This is a genomic window from Armatimonas sp., assembly GCF_031410135.1.
Classification (GTDB): domain Bacteria; phylum Armatimonadota; class Armatimonadia; order Armatimonadales; family Armatimonadaceae; genus Armatimonas.
On record NZ_JANNYP010000866.1, the window covers coordinates 1 to 15,801 of the forward strand.

Annotated in this window: 16 protein-coding genes; 6 read left to right on the forward strand and 10 right to left on the reverse strand. The window is 58.1% G+C overall.

The window, feature by feature from the left end; genetic code table 11:
• Together RMO15_RS31120 and RMO15_RS31125 are read left to right on the forward strand one after the other, a co-directional pair.
• The coding region (locus tag RMO15_RS31120; RefSeq protein WP_309722476.1) for an SDR family NAD(P)-dependent oxidoreductase at positions 1-598 on the forward strand (598 nt) is incomplete at its 5' end.
• Positions 592-1,017, forward strand: coding sequence for a hypothetical protein (locus tag RMO15_RS31125; protein WP_309722479.1), 426 nt, complete (start codon positions 592-594; stop codon positions 1,015-1,017). The genes RMO15_RS31120 and RMO15_RS31125, both read left to right, overlap by 7 nt.
• A 36-nt stretch (positions 1,018-1,053) precedes the next feature.
• Here RMO15_RS31125 and RMO15_RS31130 read toward each other — a convergent pair whose 3' ends face one another.
• From RMO15_RS31130 to nuoG, 8 genes are read right to left on the reverse strand one after another with little or no spacing between them, the layout of a single operon-like run.
• Positions 1,054-2,706: an NADH-quinone oxidoreductase subunit N gene (locus tag RMO15_RS31130; protein WP_309722482.1), complete on the reverse strand. Its 1,653-nt coding sequence runs from the start codon at positions 2,704-2,706 to the stop codon at positions 1,054-1,056.
• A gap of 3 nt (positions 2,707-2,709) precedes the next feature.
• Complete coding sequence (locus RMO15_RS31135) at positions 2,710-4,167, reverse strand: NADH-quinone oxidoreductase subunit M (RefSeq protein ID WP_309722485.1); 1,458 nt, start codon at positions 4,165-4,167, stop codon at positions 2,710-2,712.
• Positions 4,168-4,170: 3 nt separating this feature from the next.
• On the reverse strand, positions 4,171-6,114 hold the full coding sequence (gene nuoL / locus RMO15_RS31140) for an NADH-quinone oxidoreductase subunit L (RefSeq protein ID WP_309722488.1): 1,944 nt from the start codon (positions 6,112-6,114) through the stop codon (positions 4,171-4,173).
• A 2-nt stretch (positions 6,115-6,116) separates the two neighbouring features.
• Positions 6,117-6,425, reverse strand: a complete 309-nt coding sequence (gene nuoK / locus RMO15_RS31145; protein ID WP_309722492.1) for an NADH-quinone oxidoreductase subunit NuoK — start codon at positions 6,423-6,425, stop codon at positions 6,117-6,119.
• Positions 6,426-6,427: 2 nt separating this feature from the next.
• Entirely contained in the window at positions 6,428-6,961 is a 534-nt protein-coding gene (locus tag RMO15_RS31150) for an NADH-quinone oxidoreductase subunit J (protein WP_309722495.1), read from the reverse strand.
• Positions 6,962-7,441, reverse strand: coding sequence for an NADH-quinone oxidoreductase subunit NuoI (gene nuoI, locus RMO15_RS31155; RefSeq protein ID WP_309722498.1), 480 nt, complete (start codon positions 7,439-7,441; stop codon positions 6,962-6,964).
• A 6-nt stretch (positions 7,442-7,447) separates the two neighbouring features.
• Positions 7,448-8,872, reverse strand: a complete 1,425-nt coding sequence (locus RMO15_RS31160; RefSeq protein ID WP_309722501.1) for a complex I subunit 1 family protein — start codon at positions 8,870-8,872, stop codon at positions 7,448-7,450.
• A gap of 9 nt (positions 8,873-8,881) precedes the next feature.
• Positions 8,882-10,732: an NADH-quinone oxidoreductase subunit NuoG gene (gene nuoG, locus RMO15_RS31165; RefSeq protein ID WP_309722504.1), complete on the reverse strand. Its 1,851-nt coding sequence runs from the start codon at positions 10,730-10,732 to the stop codon at positions 8,882-8,884.
• Positions 10,733-10,862: 130 nt separating this feature from the next.
• On the opposite strand from nuoG, the gene RMO15_RS31170 reads away from it, so the two are divergent.
• Genes RMO15_RS31170 through RMO15_RS31180 form a run of 3 tightly spaced genes read left to right on the forward strand, consistent with a single transcriptional unit; the run spans position 10,863 to position 13,999 of the window.
• Positions 10,863-12,158, forward strand: a complete 1,296-nt coding sequence (locus tag RMO15_RS31170; protein ID WP_309722507.1) for a sugar ABC transporter substrate-binding protein — start codon at positions 10,863-10,865, stop codon at positions 12,156-12,158.
• Between the two features lie 3 nt (positions 12,159-12,161).
• Positions 12,162-13,046 carry a sugar ABC transporter permease gene (locus RMO15_RS31175; RefSeq protein WP_309722510.1) on the forward strand — a complete coding sequence of 295 codons (885 nt, stop codon included), beginning with the start codon at positions 12,162-12,164 and terminating at the stop codon, positions 13,044-13,046.
• On the forward strand, positions 13,043-13,999 hold the full coding sequence (locus RMO15_RS31180) for a carbohydrate ABC transporter permease (RefSeq protein ID WP_309722513.1): 957 nt from the start codon (positions 13,043-13,045) through the stop codon (positions 13,997-13,999). Before RMO15_RS31175 ends, RMO15_RS31180 begins: the two co-directional genes overlap by 4 nt.
• On the opposite strand, the gene RMO15_RS31185 is transcribed toward RMO15_RS31180, so the two are convergent.
• Both RMO15_RS31185 and RMO15_RS31190 read right to left on the reverse strand, forming a co-directional pair.
• Positions 13,983-14,717: a hypothetical protein gene (locus RMO15_RS31185; protein WP_309722516.1), complete on the reverse strand. Its 735-nt coding sequence runs from the start codon at positions 14,715-14,717 to the stop codon at positions 13,983-13,985. The genes RMO15_RS31180 and RMO15_RS31185 overlap by 17 nt on opposite strands.
• Positions 14,714-15,283: a sigma-70 family RNA polymerase sigma factor gene (locus RMO15_RS31190; protein WP_309722519.1), complete on the reverse strand. Its 570-nt coding sequence runs from the start codon at positions 15,281-15,283 to the stop codon at positions 14,714-14,716. Before RMO15_RS31190 ends, RMO15_RS31185 begins: the two co-directional genes overlap by 4 nt.
• Positions 15,284-15,351: 68 nt before the next feature.
• On the opposite strand from RMO15_RS31190, the gene RMO15_RS31195 reads away from it, so the two are divergent.
• Positions 15,352-15,801 (forward strand): DUF4380 domain-containing protein (locus tag RMO15_RS31195; RefSeq protein ID WP_309722522.1); only part of this gene is annotated, 450 nt, incomplete at its 3' end.

The window sequence follows — 15,801 nt, forward strand, 5'->3', positions numbered from 1 at the left end:
GGCGGCGGCCAAGACGCTCACCGGCGATGTCCGGGTCGTCTCACTCGATGTCACCAATGGTGCAAGTATCGCAGCCGCTGTGGCAACCGTAGAGAAAGAGTTCGGAAAGCTCGATATTCTGGTGAACAATGCGGGGCTGGGGACGTTCAACAAGCCTACCACCACGGAGGATCTCACGCACTGGCGCTGGACCTTTGAGACCAATCTCTTCGGGCTTGTCGAAACAACTCAGGCGTTCCTGCCGCTGATCCAGAAAAGCGACGCGGGACGGATTGTGCACCTCACGAGTATTCTGGGCTCGCTCACCATGGCAACCACGACGGCCTCACCGGTCTACGGTGCCTCGGGGTTTGCGGCGGCCTATGGCGCGTCCAAGGCGGCGGTCAATATGTACACGGTGCATCTGGCGCGTGAGCTGGAGCCGATGGGCATCAAAGTGAACGCGGCACACCCGGGCTGGGTCAAGACCGAGCTGGGCGGCGAAGGCGCGAAGCTAGAGGTCTCCGAGGGTGCCGAGACCAGTGTCTACCTGGCGACGCTCCCTGCCAATGGCCCCACGGGCGGCTACTTCCACAAACAAGACCACCTGCCTTGGTAGAAAGTAATGTTCCGCTACGCTACGCCACGGTCGCGGCGAAAGTAATCCTAGGCGTGGGCTTCCTGGTCTTTGGGGCGAACGGCTTCCTGCACTTCCTACCCCTCCCGCCGCCTGCCGACGCCAGTGCACAGAGCTTTCTGGGGACTCTGGACAGCACGGGTTACATGAAGGTCGTCAAAGCGCTGGAGATGATCGGGGGTGGGCTGATCTTAGGCGGGCGGCTTGCTCCACTAGGCCTGCTCATCCTCGGCTCCATCGTGATCAATATCCTGCTCTACGATCTCTTTATGGATCCGAAAGGCTTGCCGATTGGGGGCTTCTTTGGTGTGCTCATTGTCTTTCTAGCCTACCGACATAAAGAGCACTTCGCCCCATTTCTGAAGCCTCGTCGCGAGCACTGCACCTTTAAGGGAAACTAAAGAAAACCCGCCCGAGATTTCTCGGGCGGGTTTCTTTTACCGTGGCATCATCGGTGCGCCGGGGGGGGCAGCCCCACCACCGACACGCTCAGAGGGCAGTCCAGGCTGCACGATAGGAGCAGGGCCATCTATTTCTCGGGGGCTCGGTGGCCCCAAGATTCCCGAGGGCAAGACCCCCAGAGCCAGTGTCAGAATCGCGCAGAGAATCGCGACGTTCTTGGCGACGCCCCCTCGAACCTCTGGGTTGCTCTCATCCAGCGGCTCACGGAAGTACATCTGAACCACTAAGTTCAAGTAGTACGCCACGCCAATCACGCTGATCACCAAGCCCAGCCCGGCGAGCCAGTAGAGCTGCGCCCCGACTGCGGCGTAGAACAAGTAGAGCTTACCTAAGAACCCTGCGGTGAGCGGAATACCCGCCAGCGAGAAAAGCAGTATGGTGAGAGTCGCGGCGGCAGCAGGGTTGCGCTTGCTCAGTCCGGCAAAGCGGCGGATATCCGTGAACTCTTCCTCCCCCGAGTGCCCCAGCCAGACAATCACCGCGAAGGCTCCCACATTCATTAGTGAGTAGGCCAGCAGGTAGAACCCAACACTGTCAATCGCGATATTGTTGCGCAGAGTCAGCGAGGCGAGAATACCCACGAGCAAGTAGCCCGCGTGTGCCACCGATGAGAACGCTAACATACGCTTGAGGTTGACCTGTCGGATCGCCAAAATATTTCCCAGAAGCATGGTAGCAAGCGCAATGCCCCAGATAATATGGCGAATCGTCGGAGTCTGTAGCTCAACAATCGCCAGAGGCTGGAGAAACCGTGCCAGCGCTGCAAATGCTCCAATCTTAGCCACAGCAGACATAAAGGCTGCCACGGGAGCCGGAGCGCCTTCATAGACATCGGGAGCGTAGGTATGGAAGGGAACCAGAGAGGCCTTAAAGCCCAGGCCCACCAGAATCAGCGTGATCCCTACAACAAAGAGAGGCGAGGTGGCCAGCGGCGTGGCCGTGTGCATGGTCGCACGCAGTACCTCGGTGATGAGCATCACATTGGTATATGAGCCCCCTACAAGCTGCATCCCCGCACGCTGTGCTCCCAGACCCACTGCACCATAGACCAGCGCAATTCCGTAGAGTAAGAACCCTGAGGCAAAGGCCCCTAGTAAGAAGTACTTAACCGCAGACTCTTCGGAGCGCAGCTCGCGACGCGCATAGCCTGCCAGGATATAGAGCGCAACGGAGAGAACCTCAAGCCCCACAAAGAGGTTGATTAGATCCAGAGCGCTGGTCATCACCATCGCACCCGATGTGGCAAAGAGGATCAGGGCATAGAACTCACCAAAAGCCAGACGCTTGTCCTCAAGATAGCGCCCTGACATCCCAATCACGAGGGCGGCAACCAGGCAGAGCGTTAGATCTAGCAAGGCGCTGAAGCCATCCATGGTCATCCCGGCACCGAAGAGCTGAGTCACCGGGGTATCGGAGCCGGGGAACTTCACCCCTGCGAGAGACGCCACGTTTAGCGCCGGCAGACAAGCAATCGCCGCAAGCGCCAGCCCAATATGACAAGCCAGTGCCAGCGATTTCCGCGCCGCAAACGCACTGCGTCGCAGGTCAAGCAAGAGGACCAGCATCCCGCAGACCATGATGACTAGCGGAGCGAGAAGCCCTTGCAGGCTCTCTAGTATCTCAGACATGACTTATTTATTCTCCATCGGAGCCGCCAGCGCAGCTATAGGGCTTATCAGATCCAAGAAGGTTTTGGGGAAAATCCCCAAGGCAAAGACGAGAACCACAAAAAAACCCAGCACCCACTGCGACGTTCCCTTGAGATCCGTGAGAGGCTGCTCGGAACGCGCAGGGCCGTAGACAACGCGCTGGAACATCCAGAGCATGTAGACTGCGGACCAGATCACCCCTGTTGTCGCCAGAGTCGCCGCCGCTGGGAAGTTTTGGAATGTCCCCAGCAGGATCATAAACTCCCCGACAAAACCATTGGTCAGGGGGAGCCCAACGGAGGCCAGTGTCAGGATCAGAAAAACGCGAGAGAGCAGAGGAACACGATCCCAGAGCCCGCCGAGACTGCGAATCTTGAGAGTTCCGGTCTGCTCCTCAATGAGGCCCAGTACCAGAAAGAGCCCTCCGACCGTGATCCCATGGTTGACCATCTGCAAGATCGCCCCCGAGATTGCCGGAGTCGAGCCTGAGAAGAGCCCCATCACGATATAGCCTAAATGGCTAATGGACGAGTACGCGATCAGGCGCTTAACATCGCGCTGCATCGCCGCCACAAAGGCTCCGTAGAGAATCCCCACTACCGCCAGCCCGATCATCAGCGGCGCGGCCTGCTTGGAAGCCTCCGGAAACAGAACAATACAGAAGCGCCAGAAGCCATAGGTTCCAAGCTTTGCCATCGCTCCGGAGACAAGCACCACGCCCGCCGTGGGACATGCCGCGTAGGTCTCGGGCTGCCAGGAGTGGAAGGGAAAGAGCGGGGTCTTGACAGCAAATGCCACGGCAAAGCCCAGCATTAGCCAGAGCCCAAGCTGGCCCAAGAGCGGCTCTTTGACGAGACCATGCTGGATATCAATGTAGCTGAAGCTCTGGAAGTGGAAGCCAAGCCACAGAATGGAGGAGAGCATCACCAGCGAGCCAATCACCGTGTACAGAAAGAACTTCATCAGAGCCTTGGTGGCTTTTTCACCTCCAAAGCTACCAGCAAGGAACCAGACCGGAATCAGACACGCCTCGAAGAAAACATAAAACAGCACTAAGTTCAGTGACGAAAACGCGCCGATCAAAGTCGCTTCCAGCAGGAGCAGTGAGCCAAAGTAGAGCTTCTCTTTGCCTGCCGAGATCTTGAAGGGCATCACGATCGCAGCGACGGAAAGGAGGGCAGTCAGAACAATCATCAGGGTGCTAACGATATCTACCCCGACATGGAACTGAATCCGCAGGGCAGGAAGCCAATCACTGCGCTGAATGCTGTCTTCAAAAAAGCCATCGGGGCCGGGCATACCTCTCAAGAGAAGTGCCGAAGCAATAAACGTCAGCAAGGCTCCCAGACACGCGATACGTCGCGTGGCACCCTGAGGAGCGAGAGCGACAATCAGGGCGGCCAGAGCAGGCACCAGGATCAGTAGGGTCAGTATAGACATGATTTATCTCCCCCGTCCCAGCAGCGACGTCAGGATCACCAGCACCACTCCCACGAGCATCGTCAGAGCGTAGCTACGGACATAGCCATTCTGGAAACGTGAGAGCAAATTCGAGAGTGAGCCGATCATATTGCCCGCCCCTTGCACCAGACCATCCACGCCACGCAGATCCGCAACCCGCCAGAGCCAGGTTGCAAGCTGTTTTCCGGGCCGGACGAAGAGCTCGTTATAGAGCTCATCAAAGCCCCACTTCTGATAGGCCAGCTCGTACCAGCCACTCTGGCGCTGCTTTTCTGTGAGAAGCTCGCCGTTGGTCGCTTTCTTGTACTTCCTCCAAGCAAAAAGCGAGAAACCTACTGCCACAGCAACTGAGGCAAGCACCAGCATCAGCTCTGTGTTATGATTTACCTCGGCGATACTCTCGCCTGCATTCTCGCCTAGAAAATGACCAAACGTATCGGGCAGGTCAACCGCAACAGCTTTCAGCGCAGCAGGGTTTAAGTAGCCACTGAAGACCGAGAGCACCGCCAGAATCCCGAGAGGAGCCGTCATTGAGATCGGGGACTCATGCAGGTGATGTTCTTGCTCCTCGGTGCCCCGGAACTCTCCAGAGAACGTCTTGGCCATCATGCGCCACATGTAGAAAGCTGTCATGGCGGAAACGAGTAACGCAAGTCCCCACTGAAAGGCATTTCCCGCCTGACCGGCGAAGGCGTTGAGCAAAATCTCATCTTTCGAGAAGAAGCCGGAGAGGAGCGGGATCCCTGAGATCGCCAGCGTCCCGATAAACATGGTCGCGTAGGTGATCGGGAGCTTCTTAGCGAGCCCACCCATCTTGCGCATGTCTTGCTCGCCGCCCATTGCGTGGATCACGGAGCCGGAGCCGAGGAAGAGGAGCGCTTTAAAGAAGGCGTGGGTCGTGACGTGGAACATCGCCACGCCAAACGCCCCACTTCCACAGGCAAGGAACATCAGCCCAAGCTGGGAGACCGTCGAGTAGGCCAGCACTTTCTTAATGTCGTTCTGCGCCAGCCCGATGCTTGCCGCGACCAGTGCCGTCAGCAAGCCGACAATCGCAACCAGTGTCATCGCCCCTGGAGCCATCAGGAAAAGCTCGTGGGTGCGGCAGAGTAAATAGACCCCTGCAGTCACCATGGTCGCCGCATGGATCAGTGCAGAGACGGGCGTCGGCCCCTCCATCGCGTCGGCAAGCCAGACATGGAGCGGAAGCTGGGCGCTCTTGCCACAAGCCCCGATAAAGAGCAAGATCGGCACCGTAGTTGAGACAAGACCGTAGCCGTTACCCAGAGCGGTGTCTATCCCCGCTTTTGTCAAAATCCCCTTCTCACCATAGAACTCGAAAGTCCCAAAGTGGCGGAAGATCAGAAAGAGCGCGATCAGGAGCGCCGCATCCCCGATTCTATTGACGATAAAGGCTTTCTTGCCCGCGTCCGTGGCGGATTTTTTCTCCTGCCAGAAGCCAATCAAGAGATAAGAAGCCAGCCCGACGCCTTCCCAGCCTACAAACATCCCGACTAAGTTGCTACTCATCACCAAGAGAAGCATGAAGAAAACAAAGAGGTTTAGGTAGGCAAAGTAGCGGCTATAGTTCTTCTCGTGGCTCATGTAGCCCATCGAGTAGCCATGGATCAGCGCTCCCACTCCCGTGATAATCAGGAGCATGAGCGCCGTCAGCGTATCAATCGAGAGCTTGAAGCTCACACTCAGCGTGTCGGCGTTAAACCAGACAAACTCGGGGGAGAAGAGACGCTTACCCGGTGCAGCCTGTACCTGCCCTAGCAAAACCAGGGAGCAAGCAAACGCGGCCCAGAGCATTGCTGTTGCCAGCAGTCCCGCACCCGGCTTTCCGAGCCGTACTCCAATGAGAGCGTTGATAAGAAAGCCCACTAGCGGCAGCAGCGGGACGATCCAGGGGAGTAGTTCCAAGGCTATCCTCGCATCGTGTTGGTTTCGTCCACGTTGATATTATCGCGGAGCCGGAAGATGGCGATGAGGATTCCGAGCCCCACCGCCACTTCTGCGGCAGCGACCGCCATGACGAAGATCGAGAGCATCTGCCCACCGGCATCTCCTAGGTAGCGACCAAAGGCCACCAGCGAGAGATTCACAGCATTGAGCATGAGCTCGACACACATAAAAATAACAATCGGGTTACGCTTGACCAGCACCCCGACCACGCCAGTCGTGAAGAGCAGCGCGGAGAGTATCAGATACCAGGAGAGAGGGACATCGGCCATACTCATGATTTACTTGCCTCCTCGCCGTAGCTTCGGCGTGCCAGCACCACGGAGCCAATCACCGCGATGAGCAGCAGAATACTCGTGACTTCAAAGGGAAAAAGCCAGGGTTTCTTGGGGTCGTAGAGTGTCTTGCCGATTCCCTGCGGCGATCCCAGCGTATCCAAGCCCACCATCGGCTCCGTCGGCAGTGCAATCGGGGGAGCTCCCTTTGTCACCGCCCAGACGAGGGTTCCCGCTAAGATAAGTCCCCCCAGCACCGCGAGCGGAGCCTGAGCTTTAAGCTTATTCAGCGAGCGATCCGGTGTCCCTAAGTTCAAGAGCATGATCACGAACAAAAAGAGCACCATGATCGCACCCGTGTAGACAATCACTTGTACTGCCGACAGGAAGTAGGCATTGAGTAGCAAATACAGCCCCGCGATGCAAAACAGATTCACTACCAAAAAGAGCGCCGAGCGCACCGGGTTGGGGTTCAGCACGACGAGTAGCGCCGTGGCCAGCGCAATCGCAGCGATAATCAGAAAGAGGATCATCTAGTCTACTCTCTCCCGGTTCGGATCGGGTACCAGCAGCATCTCCTTGGTGTAGACCAGCTTCTTGCGGCTATCCTCGGCGAGCTCGTAGATATCTTTGAGCTCAATCGCACCCGTCGGGCAAGACTCCTGACAGAAGCCACAGTAGATGCAGCGAAGCATATTGATCTCGTAGCGGCTGGCGTAGCGCTCACCGGGCGAGTAGCGGGCATCGTCTTTATTCTCCGCCGCCACCACTAAGATCGCGTTTGCCGGACACGCCCCCGCACAGAGCGAGCAGCCGATACACTTCTCCATCCCATTGTCGTAGCGATTCAGAACATGCCGCCAGCGCGCACGCACGCCCATCGGGCGGCGAAACTCTGGGTAGGCAATCGTGGTTTTCTTTTCCGTCAGCTTACTACCGACGGTCACGAGCCCCTTAAAAGGCGCAGCCACCTCAGTGGCCATCTGCTTGACATCTGCCCAAAAATCTGACATTTTTTACTAGTCCTCGCTCACTCTTGGGGCCATTTTCATGGTAACCGGCTCACGGCGGATCGGCAGGCGCGGCGCGGCGGAGTTCGCACCAGTGGGTACAAGTGCTGTGGTCTTCGCTTCTTTTTCAGCGGCTTCGTAGCTGGATTTTTTCCAGAGGAAGAGAGCCCCGAGAAGCAGCACACCTGGCACGAGGGCGACGAAGTGACCAAACCAGGCAAGCTTGGTCTGCTGGAGCGCCATCGAGAGCGCGATCAGCAACAGATTGACAAGACCTACCGGAATAATCCCCTTCCAGCCCAGCTTCATCAGCATGTCGTAGCGCAACCTTGGGAGCGTCGCGCGTACCGTGATGAAGAAACCGATCAGAGTAAACCACTTGAGAACCAGCCAGAGAATCCCGATGCCCGTGTTGCTCAGATCCACCAGCCATGGTGGCAGAACATCCCAGACTGGTAGCCCAAAGACTGTCATCGGAAGATGGCCTAGCGGACCCCATGGGGCGAGATAGCCGCCGAAGAACAAGACAATAGCAATCGCGGAGACGATTCCCATGTTGGCATACTCGCCCATGAAGAACATCGCGAACTTAAAGGAGCTGTACTCGGTGTGGAAGCCCGCCACGAGCTCGGTCTCGGCCTCGGGGAGGTCAAACGGGGCGCGGTTAGTCTCCGCGAGCATGGAAACCAAGTAGATGCCGCAGGCGATCAGCCCCAGCGGGAAGAAGGCGAGAAAGTGCCAGTTCCAGAAGCCCGATGTCACGGCCTGCGGAGCCCAGGTGTAGGCCGACTCACCGATCCGGTAGCCGTTGACGCCATCGGGGCCAAGCTCAAAGACTCCCTGATGCTGGACAATACCAATCGTATTGACCTGCCCGGCCATCAGCAAGACTGCAATGATCGAGAGGCCCATCCCCAACTCGTAGGAGATCACTTGTGAGGCGGCGCGCAGGCTCCCCAGAAGCGAGTATTTATTGTTGGACGACCACCCGGCCAGAATCACGCCATAGACCTCAATGGAGGCCACGGCGAGAAGCAGCAGAATCCCCCCCGCATCGAGCCGGGGCGCAACCGAGCCCCAGTCCCGTGAGCTGCTCCACGGAAGCACCGTCAGCGACATGATCACAGGGGCAAGTGCCACACCCGGAGCCATGTAGTAGAGGATCTTGTCCACGTTGGTAGGCGTGATGTCCTCTTTGGTGATGAGCTTGAGCGCATCGGCGAGGGGCTGGAGGAGCCCAAACGGCCCCACGCGGTTTGGCCCCTGCCGCCCCTGGTACCAGCCTAAAAGCCGTCGCTCCAGCCAGACGAGAATAGGAACAGAGCCCAGTCCTCCGACCAGCGCGATCACCAGTCGTAGAACCGAGCGAACCACCTCCGCCCACCACTCGATCTTGTCGCCCGGCAGGACGAATAATTGCTGCCAGATATCCATAGTCGCTGACTACCCTTGCGCCTTTTTCCACTCGCGGTAGATGTCTCTCGCCGAGAAGTACGGCAGGGGCTTTCCAAGGCGCGCCATGAGATCGGCAAGAATGCGCCAGTCCGGGCGGGAGTCGCCGCGCGGCGCAATGGCCTGCTTGATCTTCTGCTCGCGGCCCTCGATATTGACGAAGGTGCCGTCTTTTTCGGCAAAGCTTACTGCGGGAAGCACCACATCAGCGAGCTTTGCGGTCTCTGTGAGGAAAAGCTCCTGCACTACCACAAACTCCGCCTGCTTTACTGCCTTTTGTGCTTTTGCCGGGTCATGATACCGCACAACCGGGTCGGACCCCATAATGTAGAGCATCTTGAGGTTGCCCGAAAGAATCTGCGCCATCTCGCCGCCGTCCACGCCCGCCTTCTTGGCTCCCCAGGAGTTGCAGTCCGGCAGTAGCAGATTGACTTTTGCGCCCGTCGCGGCCACAGCAGCGTAGTCCGCCTCGCTCAGTGTGTGGGGGAGCAAGACAACCGTCTCGCTATCCAGGTGCGGGAGGGCTTCCGCAACGGTCGCCGCTTTTATCCAGCTTGCGTTGTTCTTGCGCGTGGCCTTGTAGACCCGCAGGTAGACAATTGGCTGGTCGTCTTCGAGTTTCATGCCCACGGAGACGATCTTCTTGGCACTCTCAAGCTCCGCGATACTGGTCTGCATGGGTAAGAACGGATAGGGATGCAGCTGGTGATCCACGTTTGTCGTCCCCACCACGGTCTTTAGCAGCTTGGCGAAGAGGTAGTTGTCCTCAAGCGTGGCGCGTGTGGAGCCGATACCGCCGATCTGCTCGGGCTTGTAGTGCTTCAGCGCCTCGACGATCTTGGTCAGTGCAGCATCCCAGCTGGCGGGCTGGAGCTTGCCATCCAGATCGCGGATCAGTGGCGTGGTCAGGCGCTCGTCGCTATTGACATACTCATGGCCGAACTTGCCTTTATCGCACGTCCACTCCTCGTTGATGTCTTCATTGATGCGCCCGTTGATCCGAACGATCTCTCCCAAGCGATGGCCCACGGCAATATTGCAGCCATTGCCGCACTTGGAGCAGACGGAGTCCACGGACTTGACTTCCCACGGACGGCCCTTAAAGCGAAACTGGCGGCTAGTGAGCGCCCCGACCGGGCAGATCTCAATGGTATTGCCCGAGAAGTTGGAGTCGAAGCTCGAACCCATAAACGGCCCGATCTCGGTCTGAGCGCCTCGGTTGATCAAGTCCAGCTGGCCGTCGCCCGCGATCTCGTCGGCGAAGCGGGTGCAGCGCATACAGGTGATGCAGCGCTCCCGGTCCAGCACGACATAGTCCGAGATGACTTTGGCTTTGGGGTAGTGGCGCTTCTCTTCCGTAAAGCGGCTCGTGGGCGGACCGTAGGTTATGGTCATGTTCTGCAGCGGGCACTCGCCGCCACGGTCACAGATAGGGCAGTCTAACGGATGGTTGGCCAGCAGTAGCTCCAGAATCCCGTTCTGGGCCTTCTTCACCTCAGGAGTCTGGGTCTTGACCACCATGCCCTCAGAGCAGGGAATCGTACAGGTGGCCATGATGCTGGCGCGGCGCTGACCAAACATCTCCAGCTCAACCGAAGCCAGGCACATGCGGCAGGCCCCGACACTAGTCAGGCGCGGGTGGTAGCAGAAGTACGGCACATCGCTGCCTGCTCGAAACGCGGCCTCGATCACCAGAGTCCCTTTCGGAACCGCAATCGGAGCTCCATCTACAACCAGGTTAACCAGCTCAACACCTGCCGTTGCTGCCTTATCCTGATCCGCCACTGCCTTTGCTGCATCCGCCTTCTCTTGCGGCGTCTGCTCTCGTTTCTCGTTCGCCATAACTAATTTCTACGCTCGCTCTATATCTCAACAACAATTGCTACCCCGTTCGCTGAGGCCGTCTCATGATACCTCACTCAAGAGGAATTTTGAGAGTATCGCAGTGGTATAATGCGAAAACCGGTTTTTTATGATGACGCGAAGACGCTTATTATGGCTCTCTCTGGGGGGACTTCTCACAGGATGTTTCCCCTCCACACAAGACGCGAAGGGGCGTACGACGATCCGCTACATGGCCTGGGGTAACCCGGAACAGCTCCAAGTAGAGCGCCAGATCGCCGATGAGTTTGAGAAGACGCACCCTAAGCTTCGCATCCATCTGTTTATGGTGCCCGGCTCGTCGTATGCCGATAAGCTCCAGCTCATGCTAGCCTCACGCACGGCCCCCGATGTGATGCGTGTGGACCACTACATGTTTCCCGCACTCGTCAAAAAAGACTACTTTCTCGACTTAGAGCCGCTGATCGCCGCCGAGCCCAAGGGATTTATTGAGGACTTTGTACCCACGGCACTGGAGGAGTGCCGCTACCAGGACAAGCTCCACGCCTTCAATGTGCTCTTTGGGGGTGTCCAGCTCTACTACAATAAAACGCTCTTCAAAGACGCAGGACTCGTCGATCCGTATGAACTCTCGCAGGCGAAGAAATGGGACTGGGACGCGTTTCTCACGGCGGCCAATGCGCTGACCAAGCGCGAGGGCGAGCGGACGCTACAGTTTGGCACGACGTTTCCGACGTTTCCTCAGTGGGCCTCGGTGCTCTGGAACCGGGGAGGGGACATGATGGACAAGGCGCTCACAAAATTTACCCTCGCCGATGACCCACACGCGCTTGAGGGAATGCAGGACATGACCGACCTGCGCTGGAAGCACCACTGCGCCCCGACACCCGCTGATGCCGCGCTCTCCGCGTTTACATTTGAGTCCGGCAAGATCGCCATGCACTGGGGCTGGGCCGGAGAAACGCCACGCTTCCGCAAGAACATCAAAAAATTCGACTGGGATATCACGCCTGTTCCGACGGGCCCTGCCGGGGATGCCACGGTTCTTAAGGGCAACCAGCTCGTGGTCAACCGACACTCGGAGCACCCAGAGCTCGCCTGGGAGTTTGTGAAGTACATGACCGGCCCGGAGGCTGAGCTACTTTTAGGGGCCAAGTGGCGTCGCTGCGTCCCCACACGGCTCTCGGTTCAGCAGCACCCGGAGTACCTCAAGAGTGACAAGCCCCCGTTTCACACCGATGTGTTCCTAGAGACCGTGCGCCGGGGTCGAACACTGCCCATTGATGCTCGCTACCAGGAGTGGTCGCGTGAGTTCAACTCCGCCACCGATAGTCTCTTCAATGTCGGTGGGATCACCGCGCCGCAGGCCAGCCGCAACGCCACCGATAAGATCAACGCCTTGCTCACGGGCGAGGAGGGTTTTTAGCCTATGTCCGAACGAACCAGTAGCCGCTGGGGCCTGGCGCTGATCTCGCCCTGGCTTTTGGGCTTCCTGATCTTCACCGCAGGCCCGATGCTCGCCTCGCTCTATCTCTCGTTCTGTAAGTACGACCTGCACACGCTGAGCTTTGTGGGGGCAAAAAATTACGATGTCTTGCTCCACGAGCCGCGCTTCTGGAAGTCACTGAGCAACACGGCGATCTATGTTTTGTTCGCGGTGCCGCTAGGTCTGACGGGCTCGCTGCTGATCGCGGTCTTGCTGAATCAAAAAGTCAAGGCGATTCCGATCTTTCGGACACTGTTCTACCTGCCGTCGCTGGTGCCCGCCGTGGCATCGAGCCTAGTCTGGGCCTGGGTCTTTCACCCCGATGCAGGGATTCTGAACTTTGCGCTCTCGAAGCTCGGGATTCAAGGCCCCAAGTGGCTGCAAGACCCTAAGACCGCGCTGACATCGCTGATCATCATGAGCCTCTGGGGAATCGGCGGTGGGCGCATGCTGATCTTCCTGGCGGGGCTCCAGGGAATCTCCGACGAGCTCTACGAAGCGGCGCAGCTCGACGGCGCAAAGGGCTGGACGTGTTTTCGTCATATCACGCTCCCCATGCTCTCCCCGACGATCTTCTTTAACTTGATCCTGGGCATCATCGGCTCGTTCCAGGTCTTCACCTCCGCCTATATCATGACGGGCGGCGGCCCCAACGACTCGACGTTGATGTACGTGCTCTATCTCTACAACAACGCGTTTCGTGAGTTCAAGCTCGGCAAGGCCAGCGCGATGGCCTGGATTCTCTTTATCATCCTGCTAGGCTTTACGATCGTCCAGTTCAAAAACGCCTCCAAGTGGGTGTACTACGAAGGGGGCGATAAAGAATGAATCCCAACGATGATGGCGGGTCAAATCGCGTGGATGATGAACGTCCCGCTATGGGGCGTTCCGCCGCCTCGCTTCGCTCGGAAAATTCCGCCGAAGGCGCGGCCACAGGCCCCATAGCCCGACGATCTCCGTCTGGGCTAATCCAGCGCATAGGCGTTTTTGCGATGCTGATCTTCGGCGGGCTGCTTTTCTCAGTCCCATTTCTGTGGACGGTCTCCACGGCGCTCAAGACCAACGAGCAGGTCTTTGCCGTGCCGCCGCAGTGGATTCCGAATCCGATTCAGCTCGATAACTTCAAGCGTGCTTGGACGGAGCTGCCCTTCCCGACGTTTGTCGTCAACACGATCACGATCACCATCTTTGCCACGTTCGGGCAGATTCTCTCGGCGTCGCTGGTGGCCTATGGCTTTGCACGCTTCAAGTTCAAGGGCAAGAACCCTCTCTTCTACCTGATGCTCTCGACCATGATGCTCCCCTCGCAGGTGACCATGATCCCGGTCTTTCTGCTCTGGCGACAGCTGGGACTGATTGACACCTTTGCCCCCCTCATCGTCCCGTCGTTCTTTGGCGGCGGCGCGTTCACGATCTTCCTGCTCCGGCAGTTCTTCATGACCATCCCCCGCGAGCTCGACGAAGCGGCGATGATTGACGGCGCGAACCCGCTGGTGATCTGGTGGAAAGTGCTCCTGCCGCTCGCCCGCCCCGCGCTGATCACCACGACGCTCTTCTCGTTTGTGAGCCACTGGGACGAGTTCATGGGGCCGCTGATCTATCTCAACTCCATGGAGAAGTACACCGTCTCGATCGGTCTGCGCCTCTTCCAGGACAGCTACGGCACCCAGCTAGAGCTTCTCATGGCCGCCTCGCTGATCCACATTCTCCCCACGATTATTCTCTTCTTCGTCGCCCAGCGCTACTTCGTCAAAGGCATCGCCCTCACCGGCTTGAAGTAGGCTCCCAAAAGACTCGTAAGATAGGTTGCCAGACATCACGACCATCGCGCGCTTGGCGGAGCTCTTGGTACTCCGTTTTTGTAGGGAGTTCTGTATCTGGGGCATACCAGAGTACCACCCGGCAGTTGCAGCGGCGTGCGCCGCTTTCCATAAGATCCCAGCGAGAGAGAACCAGCGCATTGGGTTCGTTGGCGGGAGAGAACCAAGAGGGCTGATTGGTCGGGGCACGCTCCAGATCTGGAATTCCCCACTCATTGATGGGGTCTAGCGGGGTAGTATGGTCGCTCTGTCTTCGCTGCTTTAGGGTGGGGGGCTTCACGGTTGCAATCTCGGAGTAGAGTGTGTAGGACAGAGTCTTGAAGGGACGGCGTTTCGCCTCAATAAAGAGCTCACTGTATTGTTGCTCTCCTTTCTGCCAGAACTCTGCGACGCGGCGAGAGGGCCAGGAATCCAGGTAGAGTATCCCGTGAACCCTCGGAGCCTTGCGGACCGCGGTGAGAACTCGCTGGTACTGACGGTAGGCAACCTGCTGGCGCACTAAGGGGCTCAACGCGACCAGAGCCCCCAGCACGGAAAGTGTTGTGAGCAAAAGCACAAAACGGTCTGGCTTGCGCTCTGTCTGTCTGCGAGCCTGGAGCCGTGCCCGAATGCTTCCCGTCTCAGGCGTGACTACTGCAAAGGCTTCTTGAATGGCTTTTTCCAACGGGACACGGCTCATGTGCTCTCTCCTTCTCGAAAATACTCACTTCCCTGTTTGAGGGCAGCAGCGCGTGCCCGCTGCAAGAGGCTAGAGATAGCCGCTTCTGACTTCCCCAGAGCACAGGCAATTTGTTTAAGACTCAGCTCATCCGCATACTTTAGTAAAAGTACCTCACGGTGTTCTGGCCGCAAGGTTGCCATCAAAGCACGGACGGCTTGTCGGGCCTCTTCTTGAAGTAAGCTCTGATCCGTGGCCGTTGCGTAGAGAACCTCTTGAGCGTGTTCCAAAGAAAGATCACGGCGGCGCTTCTGTTCACGGCGCAGGATATCGGCTACTTTTCGTCGTGCAATACCCAGAAGCCAAGCGGTTGCTTCTTCAGGTGGCTTGGGACAAGCACTGAGGCGTGCACTGGCAGCGAGAAATGTCTCGACCGTCGCATCCTCGGCATCCACGCGGGTGGGTAAACGACGGCTACAGTAAGCCAGCACGGTGGGCAGACAAGCCTCTTCGAGGGCCAGATTTGTCCACTGGCTTTCCTGAGCACGTTTCACGTGAGGCCAGCTAATCGCAGAGAAAATTGTCATCTACTCTCTTATTCGAGAAAGCACTCAGAAATCCATCGGAGGGAGATCTGCTGGGGTAAACTTTGTCTATGTCTGTGGAGAAAATCGCCTACAATGGCTGGCAGGATGCCCTGCGTCTAAGCAATGGAGTTGTCGAGCTGGTTATCGTGCCGTCGGTGGGGGGGCGGGTAATGCGCTATGGCTTTGTGGGCGGGCCAAACGTCCTCTGGGAGAACAAGGCGGTCGCGGGCAAACCCATTAAGCTCGGAGACTGGGCCAACACAGGCGGCGATAAGGTCTGGGTGTGGCCGCAGGACGACTGGCCCAACCGGATGCCCAACGCTTGGCCCCCGCCTGCTGCGCTGGATCAGGCGCCGCACCAGGCCGATATTTTGGATACGCACACCGTTCGGCTCACCAGTGGCCCGGTGATCGGCTGGGGCCTGCGCTGCCTGCGCACGATCCAGCTTGCCCCAAAATCAGCGCACGTCACTCTCACCAGCACGCTTCGCAAAGAGCGCGACGGCGCAGCGTTTCCC